Source organism: Maricaulis sp. B-26, from assembly GCF_056857855.1.
On the sequence record NZ_JBSXNX010000026.1, the window covers coordinates 150,137 to 164,789 of the forward strand.

Sequence of the window (14,653 nt, forward strand, 5' to 3'; positions counted from 1 at the left end):
ACGCTGGAATTCGCATCGCTACACCATCGCATACGCCGTGATTCTGTCCACGGCTTTTCGGTAACCATAAACGCCGGAACTTGACGTTTGGTTGATGCGCAGCGGAGAAATCAACAGCGCGAATTCACCGCGCGAGAGCCTTTTCTTCCGCATCCGAATGTTGCATGTTGCCAACGCCTTGGCATATCCGCGCAATCAGCGATCGCTGAAAGTCGCTGCCGGGGCAGGCAGGCAGGGTCGTTATCGACACCTGCCAACTCATTGATCACCGCCCTGGAAACTCAATTTGTCCGGGGCCCCGACCGCCGCGTCCCGCCATCCTGAAGCGATCCCGGGGCGCATATGGTAACTGCTGATGCGCGAGGAGCGCCTGATGCCAAGTCCCCTGACGATCTCCTGTTTTCGGGAATCGGTCAGCGCCGTGACAGCGGGCATCCCCTCGTCCGTCGCACCCCCGCCGCCGCACGCTATCCGTCACGCCCCCCCGGGCCGGACGCGCTTGCCGGCGCGCGCAGGAGACACTTTTAATGTCCAAGAAAATGTTGATCGATGCGGGTCATCCGGAAGAGACCCGCGTCGTCGTCGTCGACGGTTCCAAAGTTGAGGATTTTGATTTCGAAGCGGCTGCACGCCGCCCCATTCGCGGAAACATTTACCTCGCCAAGGTCACGCGCGTAGAGCCGTCGCTCCAGGCCGCCTTCGTCGAATATGGCGGAAACCGTCACGGTTTTCTCGCGTTCAACGAAATCCATCCCGACTACTACCAGATTCCTCATGAGGACCGGCTCGCGCTGGCAGAAGAGGAAGCCAGCGCCGTTCGGGAGGACGCGGAAGGCGACGACAAGGAAGACGAGACCGCTACGGCAGCCGCAGAGTCCGGACAGGACGACACCGAGGCAGATGGCGGTGATGACGCCAATGACGAGGATGCTGCCGGCGAAGCGCCCGAATCGATCGGCGACGATTCCGACGAGGACGATATCGACGACGCGCAGGCTGCCCGCCGCCGCCGTCAGATGTTCCGCAAGTACAAGATCCAGGAAGTCATCAAGCGCCGCCAGATCCTGCTGGTTCAGGTCGCCAAGGAAGAGCGCGGGAACAAGGGCGCAGCCCTGACCACCTATCTCTCCCTGGCCGGCCGCTATTGCGTGCTGATGCCGAACACGCCGCGAGGCGGCGGCATTTCCCGCAAGATTTCCAACGCAGCCGACCGCAAGCGCCTGAAGAGCGTGGTGAACGAGCTCGACCTGCCCAAGGGCGTCGGCCTCATCATCCGCACGGCCGGTGCCAAGCGCACCAAGACGGAGATCCGGCGCGATGCCGACTATCTGCTGCGGCTGTGGGAAAACATACGCGAGCTGACGCTAAAATCCGTTGCTCCAGCAATGATTTACGAGGAAGGGAACCTGGTGAAACGGGTCATCCGCGACCTCTACGACAAGGAAATCGACAGCGTCCTCGTCGAAGGTGAAGACGCCTACAAGGAAGCCAAGGCCTTCATGCGCATGCTGATGCCCAGCCATGCCAAGAAGGTCCAGCACTACAAGGAAAAAGTTCCGCTCTTCCTGCGCTTCCAGGTCGAGAGCCAGCTCGAGGCGATCTACTCGCCGGTGGCACCGCTCAAGTCCGGCGGCTATCTCGTCATCAATCCGACTGAGGCCCTGGTCTCCATCGACGTCAATTCGGGCCGCTCCACGCGTGAGCGCAATATCGAGGCGACGGCCCTGAAGACCAATCTTGAAGCGGCCGCGGAAGCGGCCCGCCAGATGCGCCTGCGCGACCTCGCCGGTCTCATCGTGATCGACTTCATCGACATGGATGAGAACAAGAATAACCGCGCGGTCGAGAAGAAGATGAAGGACGTGCTCAAGCGCGACCGAGCCCGCCTCCAGGTCGGGCGCATCTCCCAGTTCGGCCTGATGGAAATCTCCCGTCAGCGCCGCCGCACCAGCTTGCTCGAAGGCTCTACGACGACCTGTCCGACCTGCAAGGGCTCCGGTCATCTCCGCTCCACCGAATCGAGCGCTCTCGTCGCTCTGCGCGGGCTGGAAAAGGAAGGCACGCGGGGTCGCGCCAAGCGCATCCGCATTTCCGTGCCGACCTCTGTCGCGCTCTACCTGCTCAATGAGAAGCGCGACCATCTGCTGATGATCGAACAGCGCTTCGAGATGAATATCTCGGTCGCGGCCGACGATACGATCCTGGCGCCGGAATTCTCCATCGAGGCCGTCGAAAGCCGTGAGCCGGGTCAGGAGCTCCAGATCGAAATGGCTCCGTTGACCGTCGAGTCGGTGGACGATGTCGACACGGACGAGCCGGAAGACGATACCGACGACACCGATACGGAAGCCCGTGAAGGCGGCGGCCGTCGCCGCCGTCGCCGCCGGCGCCGCAAGCCGTCCTCCGAGGACGGCGCGTCCGCCATGGATGTGGTCAAGGTCGAGGGCAGCTCGGACGACGACGAAGACGAGGACGGCGATCGCGCCGACAATCAGTCTGACGATGGCGATGAGGCTCCGCGCCGACGCCGGCGGCGCGGCCGCCGGGGTGGCCGTGGTCGCCGCCGTAGCGAGGCTCCGGCCGAAACGCCGGCCGAGGATTCCGCAGAGGGCGACGATACCACATCCGAAACGCCTGAAACCGCACCGACCGAGGATGCTGCCGCTACGGAAGCCAAGGAAGAAAAGCCGAAGCGCAAGCGTGCACCGCGCCGCCGCAAGGCCGATATCGAAGCCGAAACGGCCGCTGAGACCGGCGCAGAATCGGACGAGGCTGGAAAAGCTGCCGACGGCGCCGAGGCACCGGCTGCCGAAGCTGCCGAGTCTGAAGAAAAGCCGAAGCGCCGCACGCGCCGTCCGCGCAAAAAGGCCGATGACGCAGCTCTCGCCGAACCGGCTCCGGAGACGGCCAAGGCGGGCGACGAGGCTGAAGCCGAAGCCAAGCCGAAACGCCGTACGCGCCGCAAAAAGGCCGACGAGCCCGCTACCGAACCGGCGGCGGAGGCAGACTCCAAGGATGACGCCAAGGCTGAAAAGCCCAAGGCGAAGCCGAAGTCCCGCGCCCGTAAACCCGCCAAGCCGAGTGAGCCGGAACCGGTCGCTGCCGAAACGGATTCGGGCAAGGCCGGGGCCGAGAAGAAGCCGGTCGAGGATGACGGCAAGCCGAAACGCAAGGGCTGGTGGAACCGCAGCCTCTTCGGCAACTGACTAAACGGAACGGGCCGCCGTGGCGAACGGCGGCCCGCTTCGCTTTGACGGTGGCGTCACGGGATCGCGCTGCTATCATGGGACTGCGGGGGTTGAGTAGTGGAGGCAGGATGTCTGTCCTGAAATCCGTCGCCGCGGCCGTCAGCCTCGTGGTGGCAACCCAGGCTCCCGGTTGGGGCCAGTCACTGATCCGGGATACGGAAATCGAGCATTTGCTGCGCGATTATTCCGATCCCCTCATCGAGGCTGCCGGCCTCGAACCGGCCGATGTCGATATCTACATCGTTGCCGATCCCAGCCTGAACGCCTTCGTTACCGGCGGGCAAAACATCTTCCTGCATACCGGGATCATCGTCGAAGCTGAGAACCCGAACCAGCTCGAGGGCGTAATCGCCCACGAGACCGGCCATATCTCGGGCGCTCACCTCGCGCGCGTCGGCGACGGCGTATCCGCCGCCCAGGCCCCCATGTTCATCAGCCTCGGTCTCGGCGTGCTGGCGGCGCTTGCAGGCGAAGGCGGTGCGGCCGGTGCGCTGATGGCCTCGAGCCAGCAATTCGGTGCCCTTTCCTTCCTCACCTATTCGCGCGCCCAGGAGGCTTCGGCCGACCAGGCCGCGCTCCAGTTTCTCGAAACGGCTGGCGAACCGGCGGACGGGCTGGTCGAGTTCTTCGAGCGCTTCCGCTACCAGGAAGTCATGTCGCAGGCGCGGCGTTTCCCCTATTTCCGCTCCCACCCGCTCTCCTCCGAGCGGATCAGCTATCTGCGCGAGGCGGCTGCAACCTCGCCCCATGCCGATGTCACCTCGACGCCGGAAGAAATGGAACGTCTGCAGCGCGTCCAGGCCAAGATTTACGGCTTCCTCGCGGAACCGGAATACGTCTTCTACCAATATCCGGAGAGCGACACCTCGATCGCGGCGCGCTATGCCCGGGCCGTGGCCTATTATCATGATGCGCGCCTGGAACGCGCCGAAGAGGAAATCCTCGGCCTGATCGGCGAGGAACCGGACAATCCCTATTTCCACGAGCTGCACGGCCAGATGCTGTTCGAGAGCGGGCATGCCGAGGACGCCATCGCGCCGCACCGTCGCTCGGTCGAGCTGGAACCCACAGCGCCGCTACTTCGCATCAATCTCGCCAGCGCCCTGATCGCGACCGAAAACCCCGACTATCTCGAAGAGGCCGAGGAGCATTTGCGGATCGCCCTCGATATCGAACCGCATAACGGCTTCGGCTGGTACGAGATGGCCATCGTCCATCAACGCAACGGCAATACGGCGCTGGCCGAGTTGGCGACCGCCGAGCACGCTTTCGCGTCGGGCAATCGCGCCCGGGCGCTGCAATTCGCCTCTCGTGCCCGCGACGAACTTGAGCCCGGCAGCCCGGCCTGGATCCGTGCGACCGAGATCGAGTCCGTGTCGCAGCCGACCGCCGAGGATCTGCGACGGGAACGTCGCGAACGCCGCCAGCAGCGACGCAACTGACCGCCGTCATGCCACCAGCCGCCGATGACGGAAACGAGCCCGGCACACTGTCTCTGCGGGCTGTCGAACAGCTCTCTGATATCAGCCGAGATGGCTGGGACGCCGTGGCCAATCCGCCCGGCGCCGCCTGCGACCCCTTTCTCAGCTGGGATTTCCTCGAGGCCCTGGAAGCATCAGGCTGTGTGGGCGAGGATACGGGCTGGTTGCCGCGGCATCTGGTGGTGGAAGACGCGACAGCCATGATCCGGGGCGCCCTGCCCCTCTACATCAAGCTGCATTCCATGGGCGAATACGTTTTCGACCACGCCTGGGCGGACGCCTGGGAGCGCGCGGGCGGGCAATACTTTCCGAAACTGCTCACCGCGATTCCTTTCTCGCCGGTGACGGGTCGGCGCCTGCTCTCACCCGACCCGGCTATCCGGCGCGCGCTGGCGACCGGCGCCATTCAGATCGCACAGCAGTGGGGCGTCTCGGGCTGGCATGTGAACTTCCCCACACGCGCTGAAAGGGACGTCTTTGCCGGTCAGGGCCTGCTGCAGCGCATGGACCGGCAATACATCTGGCACAATCGCGACTACGCCAGCTATGACGCCTTCCTCGACGACCTGTCCTCACGGAAGCGCAAGGCCCTCCGCAAGGAACGGCGTGCGGCCCGGGACGGGATCGAGATCGAACGCCTGAGCGGTCCCGACCTCCAGCCCTTGCATTGGGACGTCTTCTTCGAGTGCTATCAGGACACCGGATCGCGCAAATGGGGCTTCCCCTATCTCAATCGCGCCTTCTTCGACCTCCTGCACCAGCGCATGGCTGACCGGGTCGTACTCGTCATGGCGAAGAAGGAGGGGCGCTATATCGCCAGCGCGCTCAATCTCGTTGGCTCGGAGGCGCTCTACGGACGCTATTGGGGACGGCTCGACGACCATCCCTGTCTGCATTTCGAACTCTGCTACCACCAGGCCATCGAGATCGCGATCGAGCGCGGACTATCGCGCGTGGAGGCAGGCGCCCAGGGCGAGCACAAGCTGGCGCGCGGCTATCGCCCCTCCCCGGTCTATTCCGCGCACTGGATCGCCGATCCCGGCTTCCGCAGCGCCATCGCCGACTATCTCGACCGGGAACGCGCCGCGGTCGAACAGGAGATCGCCTTGCAGGACGAAGAGACGCCGTTTAAGCATCAGGAATAATGTAACTTTGCGACGTTGGGCCGCTCGTGACGAATACTTCTTCCGCTACCTCCGGCTCGTCGCAGCCCTGGACCCGGCATGCCATGGTCACCGTATCCGCACTGCGCGCCGCCGGCATCCCCGCGATACTGGCGGATTTCCATCTGCACCATGCCTTTCCGAACCTCGAATTCGGGTCGTCGCGTCCGCGAATCCTGATTCCGCATGCCTGCCGGGATGAAGCCCAGAAGCTAATCAACGACATGCGAGCCCGCGAGGTCGAGCCGTGCTATCCGTGCCCCAAGTGCGGCGGCCAGACCCGCAGGGAGCGACGTGTCTGGCTGATGCTCGGGTTCTACGTCCTGTACAATGTCTTCTTCCCTTTCTTCCGGCGCAAACGGCGCTGCGGGGCATGCAAGCTGACGTTCACCCCCCCCGCCCCGGTTCCCTTCACTGCCGATGAACTCGGGTACGATCCGGAAGCAGGATGAATGAGTGGTTGGCGAACCTGTTTGCCAGTCGTTACCAATAGCGGGTCGGCGTTGCCGGCCTGAAGATCATTGTACCAGAGCCCGCGGGAGACACGCCATGAGCCTCGAAGGCAGCTACGATCCGGAGAATATTTTCGCCAAGATCATCGCCGGCGAGATGCCCTGCGTGAAAGTCCATGAGGACGATCATGTCTTCTGTTTCATGGACCTCTTCCCGCAATCGCCGGGGCATACGCTCGTTGTTCCCAAGGAGCCCGTCCGGAACGCGCTGGACATGTCCGAGGACGGGCTGAAAGAGGCTATCGTGCGAGTGCAGCGGATCGCCAATGCCGTGAAGACCGCCCTCGATCCCGACGGGATAGTGCTCACCCAGTTCAATGGCGCTCCGGCCGGGCAAACCGTCTTCCACGTCCACTTTCACATCATCCCGCGCTATGAGGGCCGTCCGTTGGGCGAACATGCCGGCAGGCAGGCCGATGTGGAGGAGCTGAAAGTGCTCGCCGGCAAGATCAAGGCTGCGCTCTAGGCGTCGAGGTCAGCGTTCGTTTTTCACGTCCCGCCAAGGGCTGCCCTGCAATTCACCGCTAAACACCATCACCATCAAAACGGTGATGATCAGCCCTTGGAGGGTAAAGGAAAAGAGCGCCCACAGATCGGTATCGACCAGGATCTGAAAAATGTCGTTTCCGCTCATGATGACCCATTCGAACCGATCGAGCGCGAAGGACAGGATGAAGGCCGGCAAGGCCCACCAGCGACGCATCGTAACGAGCCCGAGCGTGACGATATTCATCCCAACATGCGAGAAGAACAGGACTTCCTGCACAAGCGTCAGCGACCGGATGAAGGCGTCGGCAAGGTCGGGATTCGACCAGAGCCCCAGACGGGCGGACACGTCATGCCACGCCCAACCCAAGCTATAGGCGACCTGGACGAGCACCAGAATGACCGCCGAATAGTACAGGACTTTCGAGCTCGTCTTCACGCCGTGCATTACTCCCGCTAACAGCCTCCAGGGACAGGTTCAATAAAACTACGATTCTTCGCGATATCCTCATAATGACGTATCGCGAAAGCAAAAAGCCAAGACATCGCACTGACGGACAGGTCCTGATCTCAATTCCGCAGGACTTCGAGGAAGGGATCGCCGTACTCGCGTAGCTTTTTCGGCCCGACTCCATTGACATTCGCCATGTCATCCAGGCTCTGCGGGCGCAGATGGCACATGTCGAGCAAGGTCGCGTCGGAGAAGACGATATAGGCCGGCACCCCGCGCTCGGCCGCAAGGTCCCGACGCAATGCCTTCAAGGCGGACAGCAATTCTGGGTCGGCATCGGCTGCCGCGGCCTCGATGACACGTCGCTCGCGTTTGGCTGCGCGGGCGGAACGTGTGTCGATCTCACGTATTTCCAGGCTCTCCCCGCCCTTCAGGATACGTTCGCCGCTCGCGGTCAGGCGCAATCCGCCATAGCCGGCGACATCGATCTCGACATGCCCGCCGGCGACGCATTGCCGTATCAGACTCTGCCAGAAGGTTTTGGGCTTGTCGGCACCCACGCCGAAGGTCGGCAATTGATCATGTCCCCGCTCGCGGATTTTCTCGGTATCCGCACCGCGGATCACATCAATGATGTGCGCTCCGCCGAAAACCTGGCCGGTCCGCGCGATCGCCGAAAACAGGATTTGCGCGACCCGCGTTCCGTCGATCAGAACCGGCGGATCGATACAGATGTCGCAATTGCCGCAGGGCGCCCCATCGCTCTCGCCGAAATAGGCCAGCAAGGCCAGCCGGCGGCACTGGGTCGCTTCGCAATAAGCCAGCAGACTGTCGAGGCGTTTGTGCTCGCGCCGCTTGTGATCCTCCGCGCCGCCGTCCTGGTCGACGAATTGCCGCCGCATCCGTGCGTCAGACAGCCCGTAGAGCATCATCGCCTCGGCGGGCCGGCCGTCGCGGCCCGCTCGCCCGATCTCCTGGTAATAGGCTTCCATCGAGCCGGGCAGGCTGAGATGGAAAACATAACGGATATCCGGCTTGTCGATACCCATGCCGAAGGCGATCGTGGCGACCATGACCACGCCCTCCTCGGCCATGAAGACCTCCTGGTTCTCCCGTCGCTGCTCGGCGGGCAGGCCCGCATGATAAGGCAAGGCCCTGTACCCTTCGGCATTGAGAAGGGCCGAGACCTCCTCCGTCGATTTGCGCGAAAGGCAATAGACGATGCCGGACCGATCGCGCCGCGTATCGAGGAAATCGAGGAGCTGCGGCTTCCATTTCTGTTTGGGCGAGACGGCCAGGGAAAGATTGGGGCGGTCGAATCCGTGCACCACGATTTCGCCGCGCCCCTCTCCAAAAAGCTTGGCTGCGATATCGCTACGCGTCGCCGCGTCCGCCGTCGCCGTGAAGGCCGCAAGACGCGCTTTCGGGAAACGCTCCTTCAGGAAGGAGAGGTCCTCGTATTCAGGGCGAAAGCTGGCGCCCCATTTGGAAATACAGTGCGCCTCGTCCACCACGAACATCGCGGGCGCAACCGCATCGAGCGCCGCCAGCATGCGGCCCGTCATGAGTCGTTCGGGCGACATGTATAGGAGCTTGATTTCACCGGCCTGAACCGCGCGCCAGTCCGCGATATTGGCCTCCCGGTCCCGGCCCGAGTGGATCGCGACTGCCGCGACGCCGTTCGCCTTGAGCGCCGCCACCTGATCGTCCATCAATGCGGTCAGCGGCGACACGACGACGCTCAAACCGTCCAGCACGAGCGCCGGCACCTGATAGCACAGCGACTTGCCAGCCCCTGTCGGCATGACGCACAGGGTCGGGGTTCCTTCCAGGATGTGATCGACGATATCACGCTGGCCGGGGCGGAATTCCGGGTAACCGAAGATGGACTGGAGTATCTGGTCGGGCGCGGAATCGGACATGCCCCACCCTAGCGCGCCCGGCACCGGGCGGCAGCCCGCCCGGTGCAGAGACGGTGTCCAAAGAACGGCGCCTCTCGCGCGTTCGCCGTCGAGGGCAAGATCAGACGTGGGGGCTCCACATCATCATCCAGGCGCCGAATGCTCCCAGAGCAGTGAATGCGGCACCCGCCGTCACCATGCCCGCCATCGTCAGCTTGAATGCGGTGTTCTTGCTGTCGCGCGCTTTCAGGTAGAGCTCCAGCAACACCCATGGAACCGCCCAGCTTCCGAAGGAAATGAACAGGTCAAAGGGGCCGCTCATGTCGCGGCTCATACCAGCTCCCTGGGTCAATATCGCCCAGCCCATATAGCCGATCCGGGTAAACCACACGCCGCTGGCGAAAATGAACAGCCGCATGGCCCATCGACGGTGCTGGTCGATCCGTCGCGCAATGGCATGCCGCAGGGCAAAACTGATCGCGACGAGGATCAGTATCCCGTCGATGGTGACGCCGAGAGAGCCGATGTCGTTGATGCGCGAACCACGGATCCAGACAAGAGAGATACCGCCGATCGCCAGGAAGGCAGCGACCAGCATGTAGGTCCGTCCGGTCATCCGGTGCACCAGAGGGAAACGTTTGCGAAGCGGGGGCGTGAGCTGCATCGTCCCGCCGACGGTCATGATTGCAGCCATCAGTACGTGGCTGATGAAGCCGAGGTTTCCCAGAAGATCGCCCTCCGTATACCCCTCGATCAGACCGACGCGATCCCAGGACGCCCAGTCCCCTGATGCAGTCGGGGGCACGTAGGCCAGGAGGATGTAGTAAACGAACAGCCACTGCCCCGCCACGACGGCGAGAAACCAGAGTTTGGCAGAACCGCCAAGCAACGTATGCGGCAGGCGGGACCGGCCAGTGCCGGCTGCGGGCGAAAATGCGCCGGGGGCGGCAACATCACTCATCGATATATCCTTCTTCACTGTCTGAATGGCGCCCCAACCCATGCGGGACACCAGCGGATACATTCCCCTGCCGCAGCACGCCCTCGGTCGTCCTGCCGATTTGGAAATCGACCGGTATTTGTGTAACTGGAGACAGCTGAGGAGCGCGGGATGCCATGTCGGACATCGCACTGATCACCAAGCTTGCCGTCATCGGCGTGGCGCTAATCTGGATCCTGCGTATCACCCTGATGCGGCGCAGATCGGCACTTCATCTCACCTGGGCCGTGTTCTGCGGCGGACTGGCTACGCTCATGGTTCGCGAGATCAGCGGCGACAGCCTGGGCGTCTTCCAGCCATGGCTGGTCATAGCTAGCTGTTGTACCTGCGGCATGTTCTGGCTGGTCGCCCGCGCCCTTTTCCGGCCCGGTGCGTCGATCGGATTGCCCCAGATCGCACTGGTCGGCGGAATTTTCGCGCCTACGGCCCTGCGCCAGGGGCTGGAATCGACGGGCGTCGACACCTGGATGGGAGCAGCCGGCTATGCCGGGCTCGACCAAGCGCTCGGCGGCCTGGTGACCCTGCTCAGCTCGACCGTTCTGGTTCTTTCCTTCTGGGAGGGCATACGCGGCTGGACCCCAGGGCTGAGCATCAACGAGAAGCGGATGCGAGGCCTGTATCTGGCGACGTTCGGCTTGTGCGTCTCGACCTGCGTGATGCTGCTGGACCATGGCGAGGCAAACCTGTCGCCCGAACTCATGGCCGGTATCCAGGCGGCCTGCGCCCTGTCCATCCTCACCGTCACCTCCGTCGCGGTTCGCTATCGCGAACTTCACCCGCTCAAGCTGCCAGACGATATGCGATCCCGACCAGTTGAGGTCGACGAGGAGACACGCCAGTTGGCGCGGCGCATCCGTGCCCTGATGGACTCCGAAGAACCCTATCTCGACCCGGGGCTGAAAGTGGGCAATCTCGCCCGGCGGCTTCACACGCCGGATTACCGGGTATCCCGGGCCATCACGGCCGGGCTGGGCGAAAGCAATTTCAATCGTTTCGTCAACGCCTACCGGGTCCAGGCAGCGCAGCGGAAACTGGCCGATCCGGCGCATGCGCGCGAGCCGGTTCTCACTATCGCTCTGGACAGCGGCTTTGCCTCGCTCGGCCCGTTCAACCGGGCCTTCAAGGCCGAGACGGGCACCACGCCGCGCGAGTATCGCCGGCAGGCTCTAGCTTCGGCCCCATCCGCCCCGGCTGTCCGCACCGCCTGACCCAGCCTTCGCACCGGCTAGCGAATACCCCAAACAAAAAACGGCGCCCCGCGGGGCGCCGTTTCCGTTTGCTCGAAGACGAAGAGGATCAGACCTCTTCCTTCTTGCCTTTTTTCTTGCCCTTGGCATTGCGCGGCAGGAGCCGGTCGCCCGGAGTGACATGGAAGTCGAGCCGTTCCGGATCGGCCTCATCGACATCGACCTTGACCAGCCCGCCCTTCTTGAGCTCGCCGAACAGGATCTGGTCGGCCAGGGGCTTCTTGATGTGCTCCTGGATGACCCGGGCGAGCGGGCGAGCGCCGAACTTGCTGTCATAGCCGCGCTCGGCCAGCCAGGCCGTCGCATCCGGCGTCAGCTCGAAGGTCACGCCGCGATCGATGAGCTGGGCTTCCAGCTGCAGGACGAATTTCTCGACCACGCGGCTGATCGACTCGGCGGAGAGCGGCGCGAACGGAATGATGGCATCGAGACGGTTGCGGAATTCCGGCGTGAACAGGCGTTCCACGGCCTTGTCGGCCTCGTCCGTCTTCTTGCCGCGACCGAAACCGATCGCTTCCTTCTGTGCGTCGGCGGCTCCCGCATTCGTGGTCATCACGAGGATGACATTGCGGAAGTCCACCTTCTTGCCGTTAGAGTCAGTCAGCGTGCCGTTGTCCATCACCTGCAGGAGGATGTTGAACAGGTCCGGGTGCGCCTTCTCGATCTCGTCAAGCAGGAGCACGGAATGCGGATGCTGGTCGACGGCATCGGTGAGCAGGCCGCCCTGGTCGTAACCGACATAGCCCGGAGGCGCGCCGATCAGCCGGGATACGGCGTGACGCTCCATGTATTCGGACATGTCGAAGCGAAGCAGCTCGACGCCCATGATATCGGCGAGCGAACGCGTAACCTCGGTCTTGCCGACACCGGTCGGGCCGGAGAACAGGTAACAGCCGATCGGCTTGTTCGGCTCGCGCAGTCCAGCCCGCGACAGCTTGATCGCGGTGGCCAGCTGGGCGATCGCCTCGTCCTGGCCGAACACGACATGCTTCAGGTCGGCGTCCAGATTCTTCAGCGACTGCTCGTCGTCCTTGGTGACCGTCTTCGGCGGGATGCGAGCCATGGTGGCCACGACCGCCTCGACATCTTTCACGCCGATCGTCTTCTTGCGCTTGGAGACGGGCTGCAGGCGCATCTGGGCTCCGGCCTCGTCGATCACGTCGATCGCCTTGTCCGGCAGTTTGCGGTCGCCCATATAGCGCGCCGACAATTCGACGGCGGACTTCAGCGAGTCATTGGTGAAGCGGACATCGTGGAAGTCCTCGAAGTAGGATTTCAACCCCTGCAGGATCTTGATCGCATCCGGCACAGACGGCTCGGAGACGTCGATCTTCTGGAAGCGGCGAGCCAGAGCCCGATCCTTCTCGAAGTGCTGACGGTATTCCTTGTAGGTCGTCGATCCCATGCAGCGCAGACCGCCCGACTGGAGGGCCGGCTTCAGCAGGTTGGACGCATCCATGGCGCCGCCCGAAGTCGCACCGGCACCGATCACCGTGTGGATCTCGTCGATGAAGAGAACTGCGTTCTCCTTGTCCTCGAGTTCCTTGACGACCTGCTTGATACGCTCTTCGAAATCGCCACGATAGCGCGTACCGGCCAGCAGCGAGCCCATGTCGAGCGAGTAGATGGTGGCACCGGCCAGAACCTCGGGGACATCGTCCTCGACGATCTTGCGTGCAATGCCTTCCGCGATCGCGGTCTTGCCGACGCCCGGATCGCCCACCAGAAGCGGATTGTTCTTGCGGCGGCGGACCAGGACCTGGATGCAGCGCTCGACCTCGGCCTCACGGCCGATCAGCGGGTCGACGCCGCCCTTCCGGGCCTTGTCGTTCAGATTTACGCAATAGGCGGTGAGCGCGTCGCCATCCTTCTGCGGCTCCTCGGCCTCGTCAGTGACACCGCGAACCGCACGCTCCTCTGAGGCGCCCGGCTTGCGGCCGATGCCATGGGAAATGAAGTTCACCGCGTCGTAGCGCGTCATGTCGCGCTCGGCGAGGAAATAGGCGGCGTGGCTTTCGCGCTCGGCGAACAGGGCGACCAGTACGTTGGCACCCGTGACCTCTTCGCGGCCCGCATTCTGGACGTGGATTACGGCACGCTGGATCACGCGCTGGAAGCCGGCGGTCGGCTTCGCGTCCTCGTCGTCGTCCACCACCAGTTCGGACAGCTCGCTGTCCACATACTCGATAAGGGTGGCGCGCAGCTCGTCGAGATCGACGTCGCACGCCTTCATCACGGCACTTGCGTCCTGGTCGTCCACAAGGGCGAGAAGAAGGTGCTCCAGAGTGGCAAATTCATGCCCACGCTCATTGGCGTAGCCCAGAGCGCGGTGCAGGGAGTCTTCCAGGTCAGATGAGAAAGAGGGCACCGTCTATTCCTTTTCCATTGTGCACTGCAACGGGTGCTGCGCCCGCCGTGCCGTGTCCATCACTTGGGCTACCTTCGTCTCGGCAACCTCGAACGTGTACACGCCACACATACCGACACCGTTCTGATGAACATGCAGCATGATTCTCGCGGCATCTTCGGGAGACTTGCGAAAAATCCCGACAAGGATTTCGACCACAAACTCCATGGGCGTGTAGTCGTCATTTAGTAACAGGACACGGTAAAGCGAAGGTTTCTTGGTTGCCGGACGGGTCTTTGTTGCCAGCCCAGTTTCCTCTTCAATGCCCGTATCCTGATGTTTCTTCTCGGTCATTTTTTAATCATGCCCAAATACCAAACGCCGTCCCCGTTAACCCAGATAGGTAACCATATCGGCACCGGAAAGACCTGTCCTGCTAACGGCTTCGAGGCGAAATATAGCACGGGAGGACGATTCATTCTTCCCGTTTCCCCGTGGAACGCATATGAAGATTATCCCGCCCCTGTGGCGGAAACCACCGGCTCGTAACCGGCCCGGTCGGGGAGAAAAGCCTGCCGCGTTGAAGGCGAAACGCCACCGACGCACGAGATCGGATCGCGGCAGTCCGGAATAATGCCCGGAACCAATGGTGGATTGTCCCGATGCGCAAGCGTCGGGACAGCCGCCGCTTTCAGCCGACCGACCTCCTCATCGTCCTCACACCGAACAGCTGGACCTCCGCGTGCGCCACGCCTGGTTGCTTTATGCTGGTTGCCGCGCTCGAAAAATGCTTCGCTGATGCGGTCTCCCGGGAGAC

The 14,653-nt window shown here is 63.0% G+C and carries 11 protein-coding genes; 6 read left to right on the forward strand and 5 right to left on the reverse strand.

Annotation, left to right across the window (positions count from 1 at the left end; genetic code table 11):
- The first annotated feature begins 527 nt into the window (after positions 1 to 527).
- The 5 genes from AC13HB_RS13025 to AC13HB_RS13045 all read left to right on the forward strand — a co-directional run bounded on the left by AC13HB_RS13025 (position 528) and on the right by AC13HB_RS13045 (position 6,870).
- Positions 528 to 3,206, forward strand: coding sequence for an Rne/Rng family ribonuclease (locus tag AC13HB_RS13025; RefSeq protein ID WP_482950200.1), 2,679 nt, complete (start codon positions 528 to 530; stop codon positions 3,204 to 3,206).
- Between the two features lie 110 nt (positions 3,207 to 3,316).
- Positions 3,317 to 4,690: a M48 family metalloprotease gene (locus tag AC13HB_RS13030; protein WP_482950201.1), complete on the forward strand. Its 1,374-nt coding sequence runs from the start codon at positions 3,317 to 3,319 to the stop codon at positions 4,688 to 4,690.
- Positions 4,691 to 4,698: 8 nt separating this feature from the next.
- Entirely contained in the window at positions 4,699 to 5,874 is a 1,176-nt protein-coding gene (locus AC13HB_RS13035) for a GNAT family N-acetyltransferase (protein WP_482950202.1), read from the forward strand.
- Positions 5,875 to 5,957: 83 nt separating this feature from the next.
- Positions 5,958 to 6,344 (forward strand): hypothetical protein, encoded by a 387-nt coding sequence (locus AC13HB_RS13040; RefSeq protein WP_482950203.1) that lies wholly within the window; start codon positions 5,958 to 5,960, stop codon positions 6,342 to 6,344.
- Positions 6,345 to 6,441: 97 nt separating this feature from the next.
- Positions 6,442 to 6,870: an HIT family protein gene (locus AC13HB_RS13045; RefSeq protein ID WP_482950204.1), complete on the forward strand. Its 429-nt coding sequence runs from the start codon at positions 6,442 to 6,444 to the stop codon at positions 6,868 to 6,870.
- Between the two features lie 9 nt (positions 6,871 to 6,879).
- Here AC13HB_RS13045 and AC13HB_RS13050 read toward each other — a convergent pair whose 3' ends face one another.
- The 3 genes from AC13HB_RS13050 to AC13HB_RS13060 form a co-directional block, all read right to left on the reverse strand.
- The gene (locus tag AC13HB_RS13050) at positions 6,880 to 7,329 is read right to left on the reverse strand and encodes a hypothetical protein (protein WP_482950205.1); all 450 of its coding nucleotides are present in this window, start codon (positions 7,327 to 7,329) and stop codon (positions 6,880 to 6,882) included.
- 131 nt (positions 7,330 to 7,460) lie between these two features.
- The gene (gene recQ, locus AC13HB_RS13055) at positions 7,461 to 9,263 is read right to left on the reverse strand and encodes a DNA helicase RecQ (RefSeq protein ID WP_482950206.1); all 1,803 of its coding nucleotides are present in this window, start codon (positions 9,261 to 9,263) and stop codon (positions 7,461 to 7,463) included.
- Between the two features lie 100 nt (positions 9,264 to 9,363).
- Positions 9,364 to 10,203, reverse strand: coding sequence for a DUF2306 domain-containing protein (locus tag AC13HB_RS13060; protein ID WP_482950207.1), 840 nt, complete (start codon positions 10,201 to 10,203; stop codon positions 9,364 to 9,366).
- Positions 10,204 to 10,358: 155 nt separating this feature from the next.
- On the opposite strand from AC13HB_RS13060, the gene AC13HB_RS13065 reads away from it, so the two are divergent.
- A complete protein-coding gene (locus AC13HB_RS13065) occupies positions 10,359 to 11,450 on the forward strand; it encodes a helix-turn-helix domain-containing protein (protein ID WP_482950208.1) in 1,092 nt (363 codons plus the stop codon).
- Positions 11,451 to 11,538: 88 nt separating this feature from the next.
- On the opposite strand, the gene clpA is transcribed toward AC13HB_RS13065, so the two are convergent.
- Together clpA and clpS are read right to left on the reverse strand one after the other, a co-directional pair.
- Positions 11,539 to 13,857 carry an ATP-dependent Clp protease ATP-binding subunit ClpA gene (gene clpA, locus AC13HB_RS13070; RefSeq protein WP_482950209.1) on the reverse strand — a complete coding sequence of 773 codons (2,319 nt, stop codon included), beginning with the start codon at positions 13,855 to 13,857 and terminating at the stop codon, positions 11,539 to 11,541.
- Positions 13,858 to 13,860: 3 nt separating this feature from the next.
- Positions 13,861 to 14,190: an ATP-dependent Clp protease adapter ClpS gene (clpS, locus tag AC13HB_RS13075; RefSeq protein ID WP_482950210.1), complete on the reverse strand. Its 330-nt coding sequence runs from the start codon at positions 14,188 to 14,190 to the stop codon at positions 13,861 to 13,863.
- Positions 14,191 to 14,653 lie beyond the last annotated feature (463 nt).

Excerpts from the sequence above, each read along its gene's own strand:
- AC13HB_RS13025 (WP_482950200.1), top strand. The coding sequence starts at position 528 with ATGTCCAAGAAAATGTTGATCGATGCGGGTCATCCGGAAGAGACCCGC.
- AC13HB_RS13030 (WP_482950201.1), top strand. The coding sequence starts at position 3,317 with ATGTCTGTCCTGAAATCCGTCGCCGCGGCCGTCAGCCTCGTGGTGGCA.
- AC13HB_RS13035 (WP_482950202.1), top strand. The coding sequence starts at position 4,699 with ATGCCACCAGCCGCCGATGACGGAAACGAGCCCGGCACACTGTCTCTG.
- AC13HB_RS13040 (WP_482950203.1), top strand. The coding sequence starts at position 5,958 with ATGGTCACCGTATCCGCACTGCGCGCCGCCGGCATCCCCGCGATACTG.
- AC13HB_RS13045 (WP_482950204.1), top strand. The coding sequence starts at position 6,442 with ATGAGCCTCGAAGGCAGCTACGATCCGGAGAATATTTTCGCCAAGATC.
- recQ (WP_482950206.1), bottom strand. The coding sequence starts at position 9,263 with ATGTCCGATTCCGCGCCCGACCAGATACTCCAGTCCATCTTCGGTTAC.
- AC13HB_RS13060 (WP_482950207.1), bottom strand. The coding sequence starts at position 10,203 with ATGAGTGATGTTGCCGCCCCCGGCGCATTTTCGCCCGCAGCCGGCACT.
- AC13HB_RS13065 (WP_482950208.1), top strand. The coding sequence starts at position 10,359 with ATGTCGGACATCGCACTGATCACCAAGCTTGCCGTCATCGGCGTGGCG.
- clpS (WP_482950210.1), bottom strand. The coding sequence starts at position 14,190 with ATGACCGAGAAGAAACATCAGGATACGGGCATTGAAGAGGAAACTGGG.